The 15476-nt window shown below is 32.4% G+C and carries 19 protein-coding genes; 5 read left to right on the plus strand and 14 right to left on the minus strand.

The annotated features are described in order from the left end of the window. The first annotated feature begins 137 nt into the window (after positions 1 to 137). The gene (locus ITJ86_RS06380) at positions 138 to 554 is read left to right on the plus strand and encodes a glyoxalase (RefSeq protein ID WP_195870972.1); all 417 of its coding nucleotides are present in this window, start codon (positions 138 to 140) and stop codon (positions 552 to 554) included. A gap of 45 nt (positions 555 to 599) precedes the next feature. On the opposite strand, the gene ITJ86_RS06385 is transcribed toward ITJ86_RS06380, so the two are convergent. The 3 genes from ITJ86_RS06385 to ITJ86_RS06395 all read right to left on the minus strand — a co-directional run bounded on the left by ITJ86_RS06385 (position 600) and on the right by ITJ86_RS06395 (position 2538). Beyond that, on the minus strand, positions 600 to 1277 hold the full coding sequence (locus tag ITJ86_RS06385) for a DUF2461 domain-containing protein (protein ID WP_195870794.1): 678 nt from the start codon (positions 1275 to 1277) through the stop codon (positions 600 to 602). A 93-nt stretch (positions 1278 to 1370) separates the two neighbouring features. After that, positions 1371 to 1538: a hypothetical protein gene (locus tag ITJ86_RS06390; RefSeq protein WP_195870795.1), complete on the minus strand. Its 168-nt coding sequence runs from the start codon at positions 1536 to 1538 to the stop codon at positions 1371 to 1373. 100 nt (positions 1539 to 1638) lie between these two features. Next, entirely contained in the window at positions 1639 to 2538 is a 900-nt protein-coding gene (locus ITJ86_RS06395; protein ID WP_195870796.1) for a mechanosensitive ion channel family protein, read from the minus strand. Between the two features lie 345 nt (positions 2539 to 2883). On the opposite strand from ITJ86_RS06395, the gene ITJ86_RS06400 reads away from it, so the two are divergent. Both ITJ86_RS06400 and ITJ86_RS06405 read left to right on the plus strand, forming a co-directional pair. Continuing rightward, positions 2884 to 3105: a hypothetical protein gene (locus tag ITJ86_RS06400; RefSeq protein WP_195870797.1), complete on the plus strand. Its 222-nt coding sequence runs from the start codon at positions 2884 to 2886 to the stop codon at positions 3103 to 3105. 127 nt (positions 3106 to 3232) lie between these two features. After that, positions 3233 to 3658 (plus strand): hypothetical protein, encoded by a 426-nt coding sequence (locus ITJ86_RS06405; RefSeq protein ID WP_195870798.1) that lies wholly within the window; start codon positions 3233 to 3235, stop codon positions 3656 to 3658. Between the two features lie 61 nt (positions 3659 to 3719). Here ITJ86_RS06405 and truA read toward each other — a convergent pair whose 3' ends face one another. After that, positions 3720 to 4505, minus strand: a complete 786-nt coding sequence (truA, locus tag ITJ86_RS06410; protein ID WP_195870799.1) for a tRNA pseudouridine(38-40) synthase TruA — start codon at positions 4503 to 4505, stop codon at positions 3720 to 3722. 70 nt (positions 4506 to 4575) lie between these two features. On the opposite strand from truA, the gene ITJ86_RS06415 reads away from it, so the two are divergent. Both ITJ86_RS06415 and ITJ86_RS06420 read left to right on the plus strand, forming a co-directional pair. After that, positions 4576 to 5373 carry a LytTR family DNA-binding domain-containing protein gene (locus ITJ86_RS06415; RefSeq protein WP_195870800.1) on the plus strand — a complete coding sequence of 266 codons (798 nt, stop codon included), beginning with the start codon at positions 4576 to 4578 and terminating at the stop codon, positions 5371 to 5373. A 95-nt stretch (positions 5374 to 5468) separates the two neighbouring features. Beyond that, positions 5469 to 6416 carry a DUF5694 domain-containing protein gene (locus ITJ86_RS06420; RefSeq protein WP_195870801.1) on the plus strand — a complete coding sequence of 316 codons (948 nt, stop codon included), beginning with the start codon at positions 5469 to 5471 and terminating at the stop codon, positions 6414 to 6416. A 58-nt stretch (positions 6417 to 6474) separates the two neighbouring features. Here ITJ86_RS06420 and hisIE read toward each other — a convergent pair whose 3' ends face one another. From hisIE to ITJ86_RS06470, 10 genes are all read right to left on the minus strand, one after another. Beyond that, entirely contained in the window at positions 6475 to 7110 is a 636-nt protein-coding gene (gene hisIE, locus ITJ86_RS06425) for a bifunctional phosphoribosyl-AMP cyclohydrolase/phosphoribosyl-ATP diphosphatase HisIE (protein WP_195870973.1), read from the minus strand. Between the two features lie 57 nt (positions 7111 to 7167). Next, entirely contained in the window at positions 7168 to 7923 is a 756-nt protein-coding gene (hisF, locus tag ITJ86_RS06430; RefSeq protein WP_195870802.1) for an imidazole glycerol phosphate synthase subunit HisF, read from the minus strand. A gap of 89 nt (positions 7924 to 8012) precedes the next feature. Beyond that, on the minus strand, positions 8013 to 8774 hold the full coding sequence (gene hisA / locus ITJ86_RS06435) for a 1-(5-phosphoribosyl)-5-[(5-phosphoribosylamino)methylideneamino]imidazole-4-carboxamide isomerase (RefSeq protein ID WP_195870803.1): 762 nt from the start codon (positions 8772 to 8774) through the stop codon (positions 8013 to 8015). A gap of 97 nt (positions 8775 to 8871) precedes the next feature. Continuing rightward, on the minus strand, positions 8872 to 9096 hold the full coding sequence (locus tag ITJ86_RS06440; RefSeq protein ID WP_195870804.1) for a GIY-YIG nuclease family protein: 225 nt from the start codon (positions 9094 to 9096) through the stop codon (positions 8872 to 8874). Between the two features lie 34 nt (positions 9097 to 9130). Next, a complete protein-coding gene (gene hisH / locus ITJ86_RS06445) occupies positions 9131 to 9712 on the minus strand; it encodes an imidazole glycerol phosphate synthase subunit HisH (protein ID WP_195870805.1) in 582 nt (193 codons plus the stop codon). Between the two features lie 91 nt (positions 9713 to 9803). Next, positions 9804 to 10937 carry a bifunctional histidinol-phosphatase/imidazoleglycerol-phosphate dehydratase HisB gene (gene hisB / locus ITJ86_RS06450; protein ID WP_195870806.1) on the minus strand — a complete coding sequence of 378 codons (1134 nt, stop codon included), beginning with the start codon at positions 10935 to 10937 and terminating at the stop codon, positions 9804 to 9806. A gap of 90 nt (positions 10938 to 11027) precedes the next feature. Then, positions 11028 to 12074, minus strand: coding sequence for a histidinol-phosphate transaminase (gene hisC / locus ITJ86_RS06455; protein WP_195870807.1), 1047 nt, complete (start codon positions 12072 to 12074; stop codon positions 11028 to 11030). A gap of 56 nt (positions 12075 to 12130) precedes the next feature. Then, complete coding sequence (hisD, locus tag ITJ86_RS06460) at positions 12131 to 13420, minus strand: histidinol dehydrogenase (RefSeq protein WP_195870808.1); 1290 nt, start codon at positions 13418 to 13420, stop codon at positions 12131 to 12133. A 48-nt stretch (positions 13421 to 13468) separates the two neighbouring features. Beyond that, a complete protein-coding gene (hisG, locus tag ITJ86_RS06465) occupies positions 13469 to 14326 on the minus strand; it encodes an ATP phosphoribosyltransferase (protein ID WP_195870809.1) in 858 nt (285 codons plus the stop codon). A 334-nt stretch (positions 14327 to 14660) separates the two neighbouring features. Beyond that, the gene (locus tag ITJ86_RS06470; protein WP_195870810.1) at positions 14661 to 15476 is read right to left on the minus strand and encodes a prohibitin family protein; all 816 of its coding nucleotides are present in this window, start codon (positions 15474 to 15476) and stop codon (positions 14661 to 14663) included.

The raw sequence follows: 15476 nt of genomic DNA on the forward strand, positions 1-15476 counted from the left end.
GCGTTTAATTCTATTTGATTTTTGAATAATAAAATATGCTATGTTAATAAGACCGTTAACAAGATAATACGCATACAAATTGAAGCGCTACCTAATTCCGTATTTTTATTTCAAATTAATCCTTAAATCATTTCATGATGACTACAAGATTTAATAACCTACTCTCCATTAGACCCGAAATTTTATCTGCAAAAATTTATAATGAAACAAGTGCAGACGAAGCATTTCAAAACAAAACATTACGACCAATAATTAAATTACAACACGATTTGTTTATTGCTGTTTTTAAAAATTATGTAGTAAAACATAAAAATATTTTCTACGATCTGACTCTAGAAGAACAACTAAAGTATATTGGCAACGCTATTCAGAAAGACATAAAATTCAGAAATTCTTTAAAAGGTATGATTATTGGCCAATTTACAGTTGAAGAATATGAAACGTATATTAAAAATTCATCTGCTTTAAATAAACGCATGATGACTATTGTAAAAGAGCGATTGATTCAAAGTATTCAATTATTTACTGCGCCAGAAGTTCTTCAGGAAGTTTAGTCTGTAGCATAGCCAACCATTTCTTAAACGATCAGTTACGCTATTTTATAATAAGGATTCACCATTTAAATTCGTGGTAAGCACATCACTCATGTAATTAAAAAATGGTCTTACCGTTTTAAATGCATCATTAACCTCTTGAAGAAAATCAGCTGCTAAAACGTCTTGGTCTGTATATGTTTTGACAAAGATAAACTGCTTTCTCCTTATAAGGTCTATTGACGGATGAGTTTTATCAAAACCTTTGGGTGCTGTTTTTAATTCATCTCCTGATAACTCTCCCCAAGTATTTTTAAAGGATTTATCTTTTAAAATAGCTCGCATTTCACTGTCGTCTGTTTCAAATTCTTTTCTAATTCGTAATAAGTCTTCTTTATTAGGATCCCAAAATCCTGTTGCAATAAAAGATTCGTTATTTGGTTGAATGTGCACATAATAGCCACCTCTAAGCTCTGGTTTTTTTCTAGCAAAAGAACCTGCAAAATGTGTTTTGTACGGTAACTTATTTTTAGAGAATCGTACATCTCTATAAATTCTAAATACTTTGATTTTTTCAATTTGATCGTGTACATTCATTAATTCACCTAAATGGTTAAAAGCAACTTTCATTTTTGTCTCTAGTGCTTTAAACTCTGGTTTATGCTCGTTAAACCATTCGCGTTCATTATTGTTTTTAAGTTTTACTAAAAATGGAAATATGTCTTTTGGTATGGTATGGTTCATTCGATGTATTTATTATAAGTCTTGAATTTCTTTTTATAAAAATAAAAAAAGCCATCGACTAGATGGCTTTAATATTATATAATTTAAGATGTATTAGTCAATTGCGTCTTCTACATCATCTGCAGCATCTTCAATTGCATCTCCTGTATCGTCTACTGCATCTTCGATTTTATCACCTGTATCTTTCTGTTCTCTGCAACTTGTTGTTGTCATAATACTTAAACTAAATAAGGCTATAAATAAATAACTAAACTTTTTCATTGTTTTTGGTTTTTAGTGGTTACTACTATTCAAATATCGTGTTGTTTTAAGGATAAGCTTTGCTCTAAACCTAAGACTTTTAACGCAATAGAATAAAGGCTTAATTAGAAGGTTTACTTGAATCTTGATTAGATTGAAGGTTTAATTTATTATTAAACTCTAAAGTTCTAATTGGGAATGGAATGTTTATACCTTCTTTATCGTACGCTTTTTTAATTTCAATTATTGCCGTTGTTTTGGCTCTTAATTTTGCAAGCATACTTTCTGCTTCAATCCAAAAACGACACAAATAATTTATAGAACTATCTCCAAATTCGGTATAATAAAACTCTACATCGTCAGCAGATTTTACCTGATCAAAAGAATTGGCAATAACCTGTTTCGTTAATTGTTCCACTTTTTCTAAATCGGATTCATAGCCAACTCCACACTCAAGAAACACGCGCATTCTCGTAGTTAAAGAATAGTTTTTTAAGGGGTTTTCTAAAATGGTTTTATTAGGAATGATAACCAAATTATTATCAGCTTCTTTTAAAGTAAAATCCTTTAGATTAATGTCTATAACTTCACCTGAATACCCAGTAGTTTCTACCCAATGACCGATTTGTATTTTTTTTCTAAAAGACAACATGAGACCTGCAAACGTATTTGCCAAGGTGCCTTGCAAAGCTAAACCAATAGCCAAACCAACCACACCAGCACCTGCCAGTAACGATGTTAACGCTTTACTTAAATTTAAAACACCTAGCGCCACAAATAAACCTAAGGTTACAACTACTACAGCACTTACTCTGGCAATTGCCTTTTTTATAGAGTCTTGTTCTACTTTTTTACCAACAAGCTTAACCACCAGTTTACTAATATATTTAGCAGTAAAATATGCTGCTATCATTACTAAGATAGCAAGAATAAAGTTTGGTATGTTCTCTATAATTGTATTAAACCACCTGATTAGTTTGTCTATTAAGTTTTCTAATGATTTATTAAATTGTTCTTTCATTATAGTAATTTATTTAATCTAAAAAATTATAGGGATGAATATCGTAATGAAACGATTATATTATTAGCTCTATTCTCAGGAGTTTTAACGCTATCACATTATTGTTCTCTAATTGTCATTTTTATATAAAAAGTAACAATTATGTTCAACATATAGATTTTTTACTAAGTCAAATCATTCAGGGATTATAAGGTATAAACGACAATTATATCACTACCGTAACACACTGATTATTAATTCTATTTAAGAATGTAAATAACTACATTAATAAATGTTTTGAAATAAACTTGTGGATTTTGAGATTTTTGCCTATTATGCACTACTTTTAAATTAGACAATACTTTTATGGGTAGACCAGCAACAAGACCAACAAAACTAAAGGACGGTTACTATATTGAGATCAGAAACAAAGGCTCAAAATCGGGTGTTAAACTCTATAGCGGCACCAAATTACAAATGCATCGTGCTATAAAAATGTACGAACGCTCAAAAGAAGTTATCATTTTAGGCGAATCTGTAGATGGTAAATTTGTAGATAAAGACCCAAAAGTTCACGTTGCAGAATAAAGCTTTCTAAGCCTTAATTTTTCAGTTAATTTTTTACAAGAAATAATATTTCTTATTTTTTTCATACATTGTTGATTCGTATGGTGCTTTTTAGTGCCCATTTTTAACTGACTAATCAACTAAATTTATGACAACTCTAAGAAATAAACCACCTATTAGTTTTTGGATTATTAGTGTCTTAGCATTAATATGGAATATTGTTGGTGTAATGGCATACCTATTTAGAGCCTTTATTACCGATGACCAAATTGCACAATTACCAATAGAGCAACAAGCAGAATTTTTAGTAGACTATCCCGTATGGTATACAGCAGCTTTCGCCTTAGCCGTTTTTTGTGGCGCACTAGGGTGTTTTATGCTATTAATTCGAAAAAAATGGGCTTATGTATTATTCGTTTTTTCTGCAATAGGTGCTATTGTTCAGCATATGTACCTATTTCTAAATGTTGAAATGTCTACGACAACACTAATAATGCCAATTATGGTCATTTTAGTTTGTCTCTTTTTAATCTGGTTTTCTAAAAAATCGATTTCTAAAGGCTGGATTAAGTAATCAAAAAAATAACCAACCAATCCCAAAAAAGGTACTCGTTTATATAAAACTTGTGCCTTTTTTATTTAAAATCTACGGAATGCAGAATTAATCCTGAAGCCGGCGCAATATAATCCATCACTTCTGTACTTTCCAATTTCAACGTATTCTCAATATAATCTAACGTCACATCTCCTCTACCTAGTTTTATTAGACAACCAACCATTAATCGGATTTGGTTTCTCATAAATCCTTTACCAACAACTTTTAACACATAAGATTTCTCGGGAAAAAAATTGGCCGTATACAAATCATTGTCTACAATTTCGGAAAATTCAATTGTCCGTACGTATTCACCTTTATCTGTAGCACGATAACAATAGGTTTTAAAATTATGAGTGCCTTCAAATAATTTGGCACCTTTTTTCATTAATTCAACATCTAGTGGTTCTAATATAGTGGTTAGAATTGGTGCACAAAATGGATGATTCTTTTGGCCTTCAGAAAATACATAATGGTATTCTTTTAACTTAGAATCTTGAATGATATTAAATTTCTTATCAACTTCCTCTATAGATAAAGCACGAATATCTTGCGGTAAATTATGATTGAATAAAGCTAAAAACTCTTCAAAATTTTGAATAGGTTCGTTATAGATAAACAGTTCTAAAGCCGCATCGTTAGCAGATACCATGGCATCTGTTCGTCCTGCGCCTAAGGTTTTAAACCTAACATCTGGAAGAATATATTTTAACGTGCGATCTATCATTAAGTGAATCGTTTTTACATCAGGTTGCTTTTGCCAACCGTGAAAACGATAGCCTAAATATTGAATTTTTAAAAGGTAATAGTAGCGTTTATCAAACATACCGACAAGAACGCAATTTTATTGACCATTCCAAAAGCAATACTTACTTTTATGGCTCAAAATTCTAAATTTGAAAAGACATTATCCATTCGATCCTTTAATAAAACACCACGTTATCATTAGTATACTGTTGGGCGTTTGGGTGTTTGTATTTTTATTTTTCACAGAGCCTTTAGACGTTAATGAGTTATCAAATAATGAAAAACTAATTTATTTACCTGGTTATGGATTGGTTGCTAGTTTCTGCTATTTGCTCTTTTTACCTTTTCAACAGTATTTATATTTTTCGTTTAAAAAACAATGGACAGTTTATAGTGAATTAGCTTTTATACTCACGTTTTCTATTGTGACTATTATTATTGCACGTTGTTATTATTTATTTATCGTTGTAGCGAATGAACCTAACCCTTATACTTTGGGGTATATGCTGACGACTATATTACTTCCTGCCATGGCTACGATTTTACCTATTATTTTAATTGGACGTTTCGGCTTTGGAAAATATTATGAAAAACAGTTAGACGATCAGAAAATAGAAATTAAAGGTGAAGGCAATTATGAGGGTTTACGATTACAATTAAATGATGTGATAAGCATTCAATCGTCAGACAATTATATTGAAGTTTTTTACCTCTCAGGAAACAGCTTAAAGAAAACACTAATTAGAAATAAACTTTCTGTTGTTGCCGATGAATTTCCAGAATTCCGTCGTGCACATCGTTCTTATCTCATAAATCCTTTTCATTTTCAACAATGGAAATCTGAAAACGGGAAGCTTTCTGTAATACTAAACCACCACATAGAAGTCCCTATTTCTAAAACCTATCAAAAAGATATAAAAGCACAGATTAATTCCGCCACAAACTAAGGTTATTTCGCCCCAAACACCTATTATTACTGATGTCTTTTACTTTTCATAATTAAATTTGTTTCAAGAAAGTTTAACACTAAAACACATTAATTATGAGAACGCTTTTCGCTATTATTACCGTATTATTTATGTCATCCTTAACCGGAAACGCACAAGACACACAAAAAGAAATAGTAATTGTAGGCACAATGCATAAAGTCCCAAATATTGTAAAACGAAGCTATAAACCGATGTTGAGACGTGCAAAAAATTACAATCCTACAGCAATTTATGTTGAAAGTCCACAAGGTAAAGACTCCTTAAGTTGGGACTATTTAAAAGATGGCTGGTCTAAAAGTTACAAAGCTTTTTATTATTTATCAGATTCGCTTCAACAAGTATTTACACCAAATCTGGATAAATACAATGCTATTCTTGATAAAGAATTTTCAGTCATGACTTCTGAAGACTTAGAGTATTTGATAACGACTTTTGCTTACCGGAGAGATAATGCTAATTATGAATTTTACAGTTATATAAAAACCTATGGAATTGATGGCCCTAAAAAACCAACACAACATGAAGATGGTGATCTCACATTTAAACTAGCTTTACATCAAAATATAAAATTGTTACAGTCTATGGACGACCAACAAACAAATAAGGAATATCATGAAGCTTGGACTAAATGCAATAAAGAAGGACGGTCTAATGGGAATAATGCCATTAACATTAAAATGAACAAAAAAGCCTACAATTCTGCCATCCTTCCAGCTATTTTTAGAGGCTTAGGAAAACATACTAATAAGCGAAAATCATTAGAACAACTGCATAAATCGAGCTCATTCACTTATGTTACTGTACAAACTGAAGGCTGTACAGAAGGTGAACGCTATTGGAATGAACGCAATATGAGAATGGCCAAAAACATTAGTGAACAAGTTACGGCTTCAAATTCACAACGAAACATTGTAATTGTTGGTGCAGCTCATGTCATTGGTTTAGAAAAAGAATTAAAGGAAAATTATCCTGATCTTAGAGTTGTTCTTGTTAGTGAATAAACTTTCTTAACTATTCATTTAGAACAGAGAGCTGCCGAAATTTAATTATTTTGGCAGCTTATTTTTTCTCTCGTTGTTCTAAAACAGAAACCACATCATTCAATTTAAAACCTTTTGCCTGAAGTAACATTAAGTAATGAAATAGTAAATCAGCACTTTCCTCTAAAAACAAATCGTCATTATTATCTTTAGCTTCTATAACAACTTCCACTGCCTCCTCACCTACTTTTTGAGCCACTTTATTAATGCCTTTTGCAAATAAAGACGCAACATAAGAGGTTTCTGAATTAGCTTCATTAATTCGAGAAGTAATAGTGTTTTCAAGTTGAGAAATAAAACCAAAAGATTGCTCGTTAACTTCATTCCAACAGGTATCTGTTCCTTTATGGCACGTTGGTCCTTTTGGATTGACTTTAATTAATAACGAATCACTATCGCAATCTAATTTTATATCTACTAAATTTAGTACGTTACCACTCTCTTCACCTTTTGTCCAAAGCCGTTGTTTACTTCGACTAAAAAACGTGACTAATTTAGATTCTAACGTTTTTTTAAGTGCTTCTGCATTCATGTAGCCAAGCATTAAAACTTTGCTGGTCGTGGCATCTTGGATTATAGCTGGCACAAGGCCATCTGGGCTTTTATTGAAATCTACGTTCATAATTATTTCTTTTTTGTCATTTCGACAGAGCATAGCGACGAGAAATCTCATATTTAATTGCGAGATTCTTCACTTCGCTCAGAATGACATTTATATTCTTACAGGAATCCCTTTATTTTTTAATGCTTCTTTTAATTCTAAAATTGGAATTTCACCAAAATGAAAAACACTCGCTGCTAATGCTGCATCTGCTTTTCCTTCTTTAAATGTATCTGCAAAATGTTGAATATTTCCTGCACCTCCTGATGCAATAATAGGAATATTCACTAGATCTGATAATTTCGCTAAGGCTTTATTTGCAAAACCAGCTTTTGTACCATCATGATTCATGGAAGTAAAAAGAATTTCACCTGCTCCGCGCTGCTCTACTTCTTTTGCCCATTCAAATAGTTTAATTTCGGTTGGAATCGTTCCTCCTGCCAAATGAACTAACCATTCACCATCCACTTCTTTGGCATCGATAGCAACAACCACGCATTGGCTTCCAAATTTATCTGAAAGCTCATTAATCAATTCCGGTCGTTTTACTGCTGATGAATTAATAGACACTTTATCTGCACCACAATGCAGCAAATCATCGACATCTTCTACAGAAGAAATTCCACCACCAACCGTAAATGGAATATTCACTTGTTCTGCCACTTTCAAAACCATATCATGCATGGTTCTACGATTTTCTAATGTAGCTGCAATATCTAAAAACACCAATTCATCTGCTCCCAGATCTGCATACTGTTTCGCTAAAACAACAGGATCACCTGCATCTCTTAAATCTACAAAGTTGACACCTTTTACGGTTCTACCGTTTTTAATGTCTAAACATGGGACTATTCGTTTTGTTAACATACTTTTCTGTCATTCCTGCGAAGGCAGGAATCTAATTATTTTATGTTTCAGAGTGGATTCCTGCTTTCGCAGGAATGACAACATTTTGATTATTTTTTAATTATAAAATTCTCTAATTCCTTCAAACTAATTCTATTCTCGTAAATGGCTTTTCCTATAATGACACCTTCACAACCCATTTCTCTTAGCTTAGGTAATTCATCAAACTTAGAAATACCACCAGACGCTATTAGTTTTAAATTATGAGATTTCTCGTCGCTACGCTTTGTCGAAATGATATTACTCTGCTTTAAAATTCTATCATACAACTCAAAACTTGGACCTTCTAGCATACCATCCTTTGAAATATCTGTACAAATCACATATTGAATACCTTTAGACTGATAGTCTTTGATAAAAGGAATCACTTCTAAAGTACTTTCCTCTTGCCATCCACTAATTGCAATTTTCTCATTATTACAGTCGGCTCCAAGAATTATTTTATCTGAACCATATTTAGAAATCCAACCTTCAAATACATCTGGCTTTTTAACCGCAATACTTCCACCTGTAATTTGATTCGCCCCAGAATTGAACGCAATTTTTAAATCTTCATCAGATTTAAGTCCTCCTCCAAAATCAACTTTCAAATTGGTTTGAGTTGCAATCTTTTCTAGCACTTTATAATTAACGATGTGACTCGCTTTTGCTCCATCTAAATCCACAACATGCAAATACTCGATGCCTGCTCCTTCAAAAGACTTTGCGACTTCTAATGGGTTTTCATTGTATATTTTTTTAGTGTCGTAATCGCCTTTTGTGAGACGAACGCACTTTCCTTCTATGATGTCTATTGCTGGTATTATTCTCATGATTAACTTGTTAATCAACCCTGAACTTGTTTCAGGGTCTTTCTATAATTTTTAAAGTTTTTAAATTTGGATTTAAATCTTTTATTAAATTTAGTTTCTAGTCTTTATGCCAATTCTTTAGCTGTCTTTCTCTGTTTCTAGCATCTTTAGAATTATCGAATTCTTCGTAATATATTAAATCAACTATATTATACTTCTTGGTAAATAAAGCTCCATTTCCTTGCTGATGCTGTAAAACTCTTCTTTTCAAATCATTAGTATAACCAACATATAATACTGTTCTATTCTTATTTGATAATATATAACAATAATATTTTTTCATGATAAAAAGATTCTGAAACAAGTTCAGAATGGATCTACAGGTCTAAAAAATTCTGTAAAATTTTTGAACCTTTAGACCCACTTTTCTCAGGATGAAACTGAACTCCATAAAAATTATCATTTTCTAAAGCAGAAGCATATTCTAGTTCATAATCTGAAGTTGCAATAGATTCCACACAGTTTTCAGCATAATAACTATGAACCAAATACATGTACTCATTGTCTTTAATACCTTTAAACAAATCTGATTTTAAGTTTGAAATCGTATTCCAACCCATTTGTGGGACTTTTACTTTATTTGAAAATCGTTTTACATTCACATCAAAAATACCTAAACCTTTAGTATTCCCTTCTTCTGTATATTTACACATTAATTGCATACCTAAACAAATCCCTAAAACAGGTTGTTTTAATGTCGGAATTAATTGGTCTAAACCACTTTCTTTTAGCATTTTCATAGCAGAACCTGCTTCACCAACGCCTGGAAAAATCACTTTATCAGATGCCATTATTTCTTCTGGATTATCCGTTAAAACCGCATCAACACCTAAACGCTTAAATGCGAATTGAATGCTTTTGATGTTTCCTGCTCCGTAGTTTACTATTGATAATTTCATTTTGACAATTTGTTGTCATTCCTGCGAAGGCAGGAATCTAATTATTTTATGTTTCAAAGTGGCTTCCTGCTTCCGCAGGAATGACAAAGGTTTACAACATTCCTTTTGTTGATGGTAAAATCATCTTATCCACATCTTGTTTTACAGCCATTTTAATCGCTTTCGCAAAAGCTTTAAAAATCGCTTCTATTTTATGATGTTCGTTAGTTCCTTCTACTTTAATATTCAAATTACATTTGGCTCCATCTGTAAAGGATTTAAAGAAATGATAGAACATTTCAGTTGGCATTTTTCCAATCATTTCACGTTTAAATTCGGCTTCCCAAACAAGCCAATTTCTACCTCCAAAATCAATACCAACTTGCGCTAAACAATCGTCCATTGGAAGAGAGAAGCCGTACCGCTCAATACCTAACTTATTACCTAAAGTGGTTGCAAAGACTTCTCCTAAAGCAATAGCCGCATCTTCTATAGTATGATGCTCATCAACTTCTAAATCCCCATCCACTTTAATATCTAAATCTATTTGGCCATGACGCGCAATTTGGTCTAACATATGATCAAAAAAAGCTATTCCTGTTTCGATGTTACTCTTTCCGGTACCATCTAAGTTTAAACCAATTTTTATTTTGGTTTCATTAGTGTTTCTTTCAATAGAACCAACACGTTCTGTAGTTTTTAAGAATTTATAAATCGCTTCCCAATCGTTGGTTTCTAAAGCGATGTAATCTTCTAATTCATTATTACTAACCGTAACTTCATCTGTTCCTAAATTAGTATTATCATTGATAAAAATACCTTTAGAACCTAAGTTTTTTGCTAATTCAACATCGGTAAGACGATCACCAATCACAAAAGAATTCGCTAAATCATAATCCTCAGAAAAATACTTAGTTAATAAACCTGTATTTGGTTTACGTGTTGGTGCATTGTCTTTGGCGAATGTTCTGTCTATAAACTGCTCCTTAAACACAACTCCTTCCGCTTCAAAAGTTTTTAAAACAAAATTATGAACTGGCCAGAAGGTATCTTCAGGATAAACTTCTGTTCCTAAACCATCTTGGTTGGTAATCATTACAATTTCGAAATTCAATTCTTTAGCAATCTTGCTTAAATATTGAAATACCTTTGGATAGAATTCTAATTTCTCAAACGAATCAATTTGTTCGTCTGCTGGTTCTTTAATTAGTGTTCCGTCTCTGTCTATGAATAATACTGGTTTCATCTTTTCTGTCATTCCTGCGAAGGCAGGAATCTATTTTAAATTATAGTTTATCATTTTGGATTCCTGCCTTCGCAGGAATGACAAGCTTTATTATAATTGATTTAATACTTCGATTAATTTCTCATTCTCGGCTTTAGTCCCAACTGAAAATCGCAAACAATTGTCACACAAAAGTTGATTGGTTCTATTTCTTACCACAATTTCTTTTTCTATCAATTGCTGATAGCGTTTATTAGCGTCATCTACTTTTGCTAAAATAAAATTGGCATCTGAAGGAAATACGTTTTTTACAAACGTAATTGACTTTAAGGCTTTACTTAGTTTTTCTCTTTCAAAAATTATACTTTTCACTTCACTCTGAACAGCATCCATATCATTTAACCGCTCTAAAGCTTTTGCTTGCGTCAGCTGATTGATGTTATAAGGTGGTTTTATATTGTTCAAAACTGAAATGATCTCCTTAGAAGCATAACAAATACCCAAACGAATTCCTGCTAAACCATACGCTTTTGATAACGTTTGTGTTACAATTAAATTCGGAAATTCACTTAAACGACTTAACCAACTTTCATCCTTTGAAAAATCAATATAAGCTTCGTCTATAACTACAATTCCCTGAAACTCTTCTATTAGTTCTTCAATTACATCAGCTTCAAAACTGTTTGCTGTTGGGTTATTTGGCGAACACAAAAATAGCAGTTTAGTATGTGAATGTGCTGCACGTAATATCTCGTCAAAATCTGGCTGAAAATCGCTAGTTAATGGAATTTCAATATTTTCAACCGCATTAAGATTTGATAAAACACTGTACATGCCGTATGTTGGTGGTAATGTGATAATCTTGTCATGATTCGGTTCGCAAAACGCTCTAAATATTAAATCTAAAACTTCATCACTTCCATTTCCTAGTAAAATTTGGTTCGTCGGAATACCCTTCAATTCAGACAAACGTGCTTTTACATTCGTTTGTTGAGGGTCTGGATAACGATTCACATTCGTATTAAAAGGGTTCTCGTTGGCATCAATAAAAACCATTCCATCAGTGATGTCCTTATATTCATCTCGTGCTGAGGAATAAGGCTTGATGTTTTTGATGTTTTCTCTTAAGAGATTATTTATGTTGAATTTTTGTTTCATTTTAGTAGCTTCTCGATACAATTTCTCGTTCCTCAAAATCACTCGAAGTGACGACGTTACTCATTAATTAAATCGTTTAATCTTAAGGTCACTGCATTTTTATGAGCTTGTAAACCTTCTGCTTCTGCCATAAGCTCAATTGCATTTCCGATATTTTGAATACCTGCTTTTGATATTTTTTGAAATGTCATACTTTTTTGAAAGCTATCTAAATTAACTCCAGAATAGGCTTTTGAAAATCCATTAGTGGGCAATGTATGATTGGTTCCTGAGGCATAATCTCCCGCACTTTCAGGTGTGTAATTCCCGATAAATACCGAACCAGCATTACTAATATGCTCTACAAAGAAATCATTATTAGTTGTCGCTACAATAAAATGTTCTGGACCGTATTCATTTATTAAATCTAATGCAATCTCATTAGAATCCACAATAATGGACTTTGAATTTGCTATCGCTTTTTCTGCCATTATTTTCCTTGGTAACGCCTCTAATTGCTGATTAACTTCTATAGAAACATCGTTTGCAAAATTTTGAGATGTTGTCACTAAAATAACTTGACTGTCACTTCCATGCTCTGCTTGACTTAATAAATCTGAAGCCACATAAGCCGCATTTGCTGATTCGTCAGCCATGACTAATAATTCACTTGGACCAGCTGGCATATCAATAGCGACACCATATTTAGTAGATAATTGCTTTGCAACGGTAACAAACTGATTTCCTGGACCAAAAATCTTATGTACTTGGGGAATTGTTTTTGTCCCAAAGGTCAAACCTGCAATCGCCTGTATTCCTCCTACTTTGATAATTTTAGTGACACCACATAATTGCGCAGCATATAAAATTTCATTCGCAATTTTCCCTTCTTTATTGGGTGGTGAACACAAAACAATTTCTTTACAACCCGCTATCTGTGCAGGAACTGCCAGCATTAAAACCGTAGAGAATAAAGGCGCTGTTCCTCCAGGTATATATAAACCAACTTTTTGAATTGGTCGCTTCTCTTGCCAACAGAGAACACCTGGCATGGTTTCAACTTCTACTTTGCTCGTTTTTTGTGCACTGTGAAATTTTTCAATATTCGTCTTTGCTAAATATATTGCGATTTTTAAATCTTCACTTACTAATTGTAAGGCAGATTGAATCTCTTCTTGTGAAACTATATTTGATTCTAGTTCTACTCCATCAAATTTAAGCGTAAATTCTTTAATCGCTTTATCTCCATGTTCTTGAACTGCTTTGAATACTTCATCTACAGTATCTTCTATAACTTCAACCGATTTTGTTGGTCGTGTTAATAAAGATTCCCATTCTTCTTTTGGTGGATTAATGTATTGTTTCATTTCATCATTAATTTTAAAAGCACTTCGACTGTGCTCCGTGTGACATTTTTACAGCACCATATTTTCAATAGGACAAACCAGAATACCTTCTGCGCCATTGGCTTTTAATTCATCTATAATATTCCAAAAATCATTCTTATCTAAAACAGAGTGGACAGAACTCCAACCTTCACGAGCCAAAGGTAAAATAGAAGGACTATTCATACCTGGAAGAATTTTTATAATATCATCTAATTTATCATTTGGTGCATTGAGCAAAACATATTTACTTTCTCTTCCTTTTAAAACAGATTTTAATCGAAATTGAAGTTTATCAATCAATGCTTGGTTTTCTTCTGAAATCTTAGGTGATGTTGCCAAAACAGCTTCAGATTTTAAAAGCACTTCGACTTCTTTTAAGCCGTTTTTAAAAAGTGTACTTCCACTAGAAACGATATCACAAATGGCATCTGCAAGTCCAATATTTGGTGCTATCTCTACAGAACCATTAATGATGTGTAAATTAGCATTAACACCGTCTTTTTCTAAAAACTGATTCACTGTATTTGGATACGATGTCGCAATACGTTTACCATCTAATTCTTTTAAACTTTTAACCTTAGACGATTTAGGCACCGCAATAGAGACTTTACATTTTGAAAATCCTAGACGTTCAACAATCTTTAAATCGTTTCCTTTTTCTATTAAGACATTTTCGCCAATAATAGCGGCATCAACCACTCCATCTCTTAAGTATTGTGGGATATCTCCATTTCTAAGATAGAACACCTCAAGTGGAAAGTTACGTGCCGAAGCTTTAAGTTGGTCTTTGCCATTATCTACAGAAATACCTATTTCTTTTAGAATTTTCATAGAGTCTTCGTTTAGTCGACCCGATTTCTGAACTGCAATTTTTAATTTACTCATCGAAAAATTTATTTTTTGTTTCCGAATAACCGGAAATTTATTTTTTACACTTTTATTAAGATCCCAACCTTCGTTGGGACTATTTCCAATCATTTACAAAATGATTGGAAACAAAAAAACCCATCTGATTTCTCAAACGGGTTTTAAAATATATTTTGAATTTATTCAATACAATTTCACCTCGCTTGAGCGATCATATGAAAATGATGATGTAATTGAATAAGTATCATTGTTTTTATTTAATAGTGCAAATATTTCTAAATAAAATCACTAATCCTAATTAAATATTAATAAAATTAAATATTTAATGAAATTTTAATATTTGCCCTAAATATTATTGATTTCCTAAAATAATCGGCATTCCTGAATCTCCAGAACCTATAACCACAACTTTACTGTTTGGTGATTCTGATAATTTCACCGTAGCTTCAATACCTTTATCTTGTAAGATTTTATCTGTTAACGAAGCACTTAAAATACGGTTAGCATCAGCTTTACCTTGTGCTTCAATAATTACTTTTTCAGCCTCTTTCTGTGCGGTTACTAATCTAAATTCGTATTCTAATGACTCTTGCTCTTGCTTCAGTTTACGCTCAATTGCTTGCTTTATAGTAGGTGGTAACGTCACATCTCTAATTAAAATATCATTTAATTGAATAAACTGTGGCTCAACAAGCTTTTTAGTTTCTTCGTAAATTTCTTCTTGAATGGCATCTCTTTTACTTGAGTATAATTGCTCTGGCGTATAACGACCTACAACACTTCTTGCTGCACTTCTTATAGCAGGCTGAAGCACTCTACTAACATAGCTTTCTCCTTTCTCGTTATGCAATTTTCCTAAACTATTAAACTCTGGTTGAAATAATATAGAAGCATCTAGTTTTATATCTAATCCATTTGAAGACAATACAGACATTTTTTCTGGCATTTCTTGCTGGCGTGTTTCATAATCAATCACACGATTCCAAGGCGCTATAATATGAAAACCAGGACCTAATGGCGCTTTTTCAGAACTCACACCATCATTAAGAGTTTCATATAACACACCTGCATGACCTGAGTCTATAGTGACAGCAGACTTAGCTAAAACGATTATTAATAATACTATTGCAATTAAAATTGGCAAGCCAACCTTTGCTAATTTTTCCAT

This window comes from Winogradskyella marina, assembly GCF_015645385.1.
Lineage (GTDB): Bacteria > Bacteroidota > Bacteroidia > Flavobacteriales > Flavobacteriaceae > Winogradskyella > Winogradskyella marina.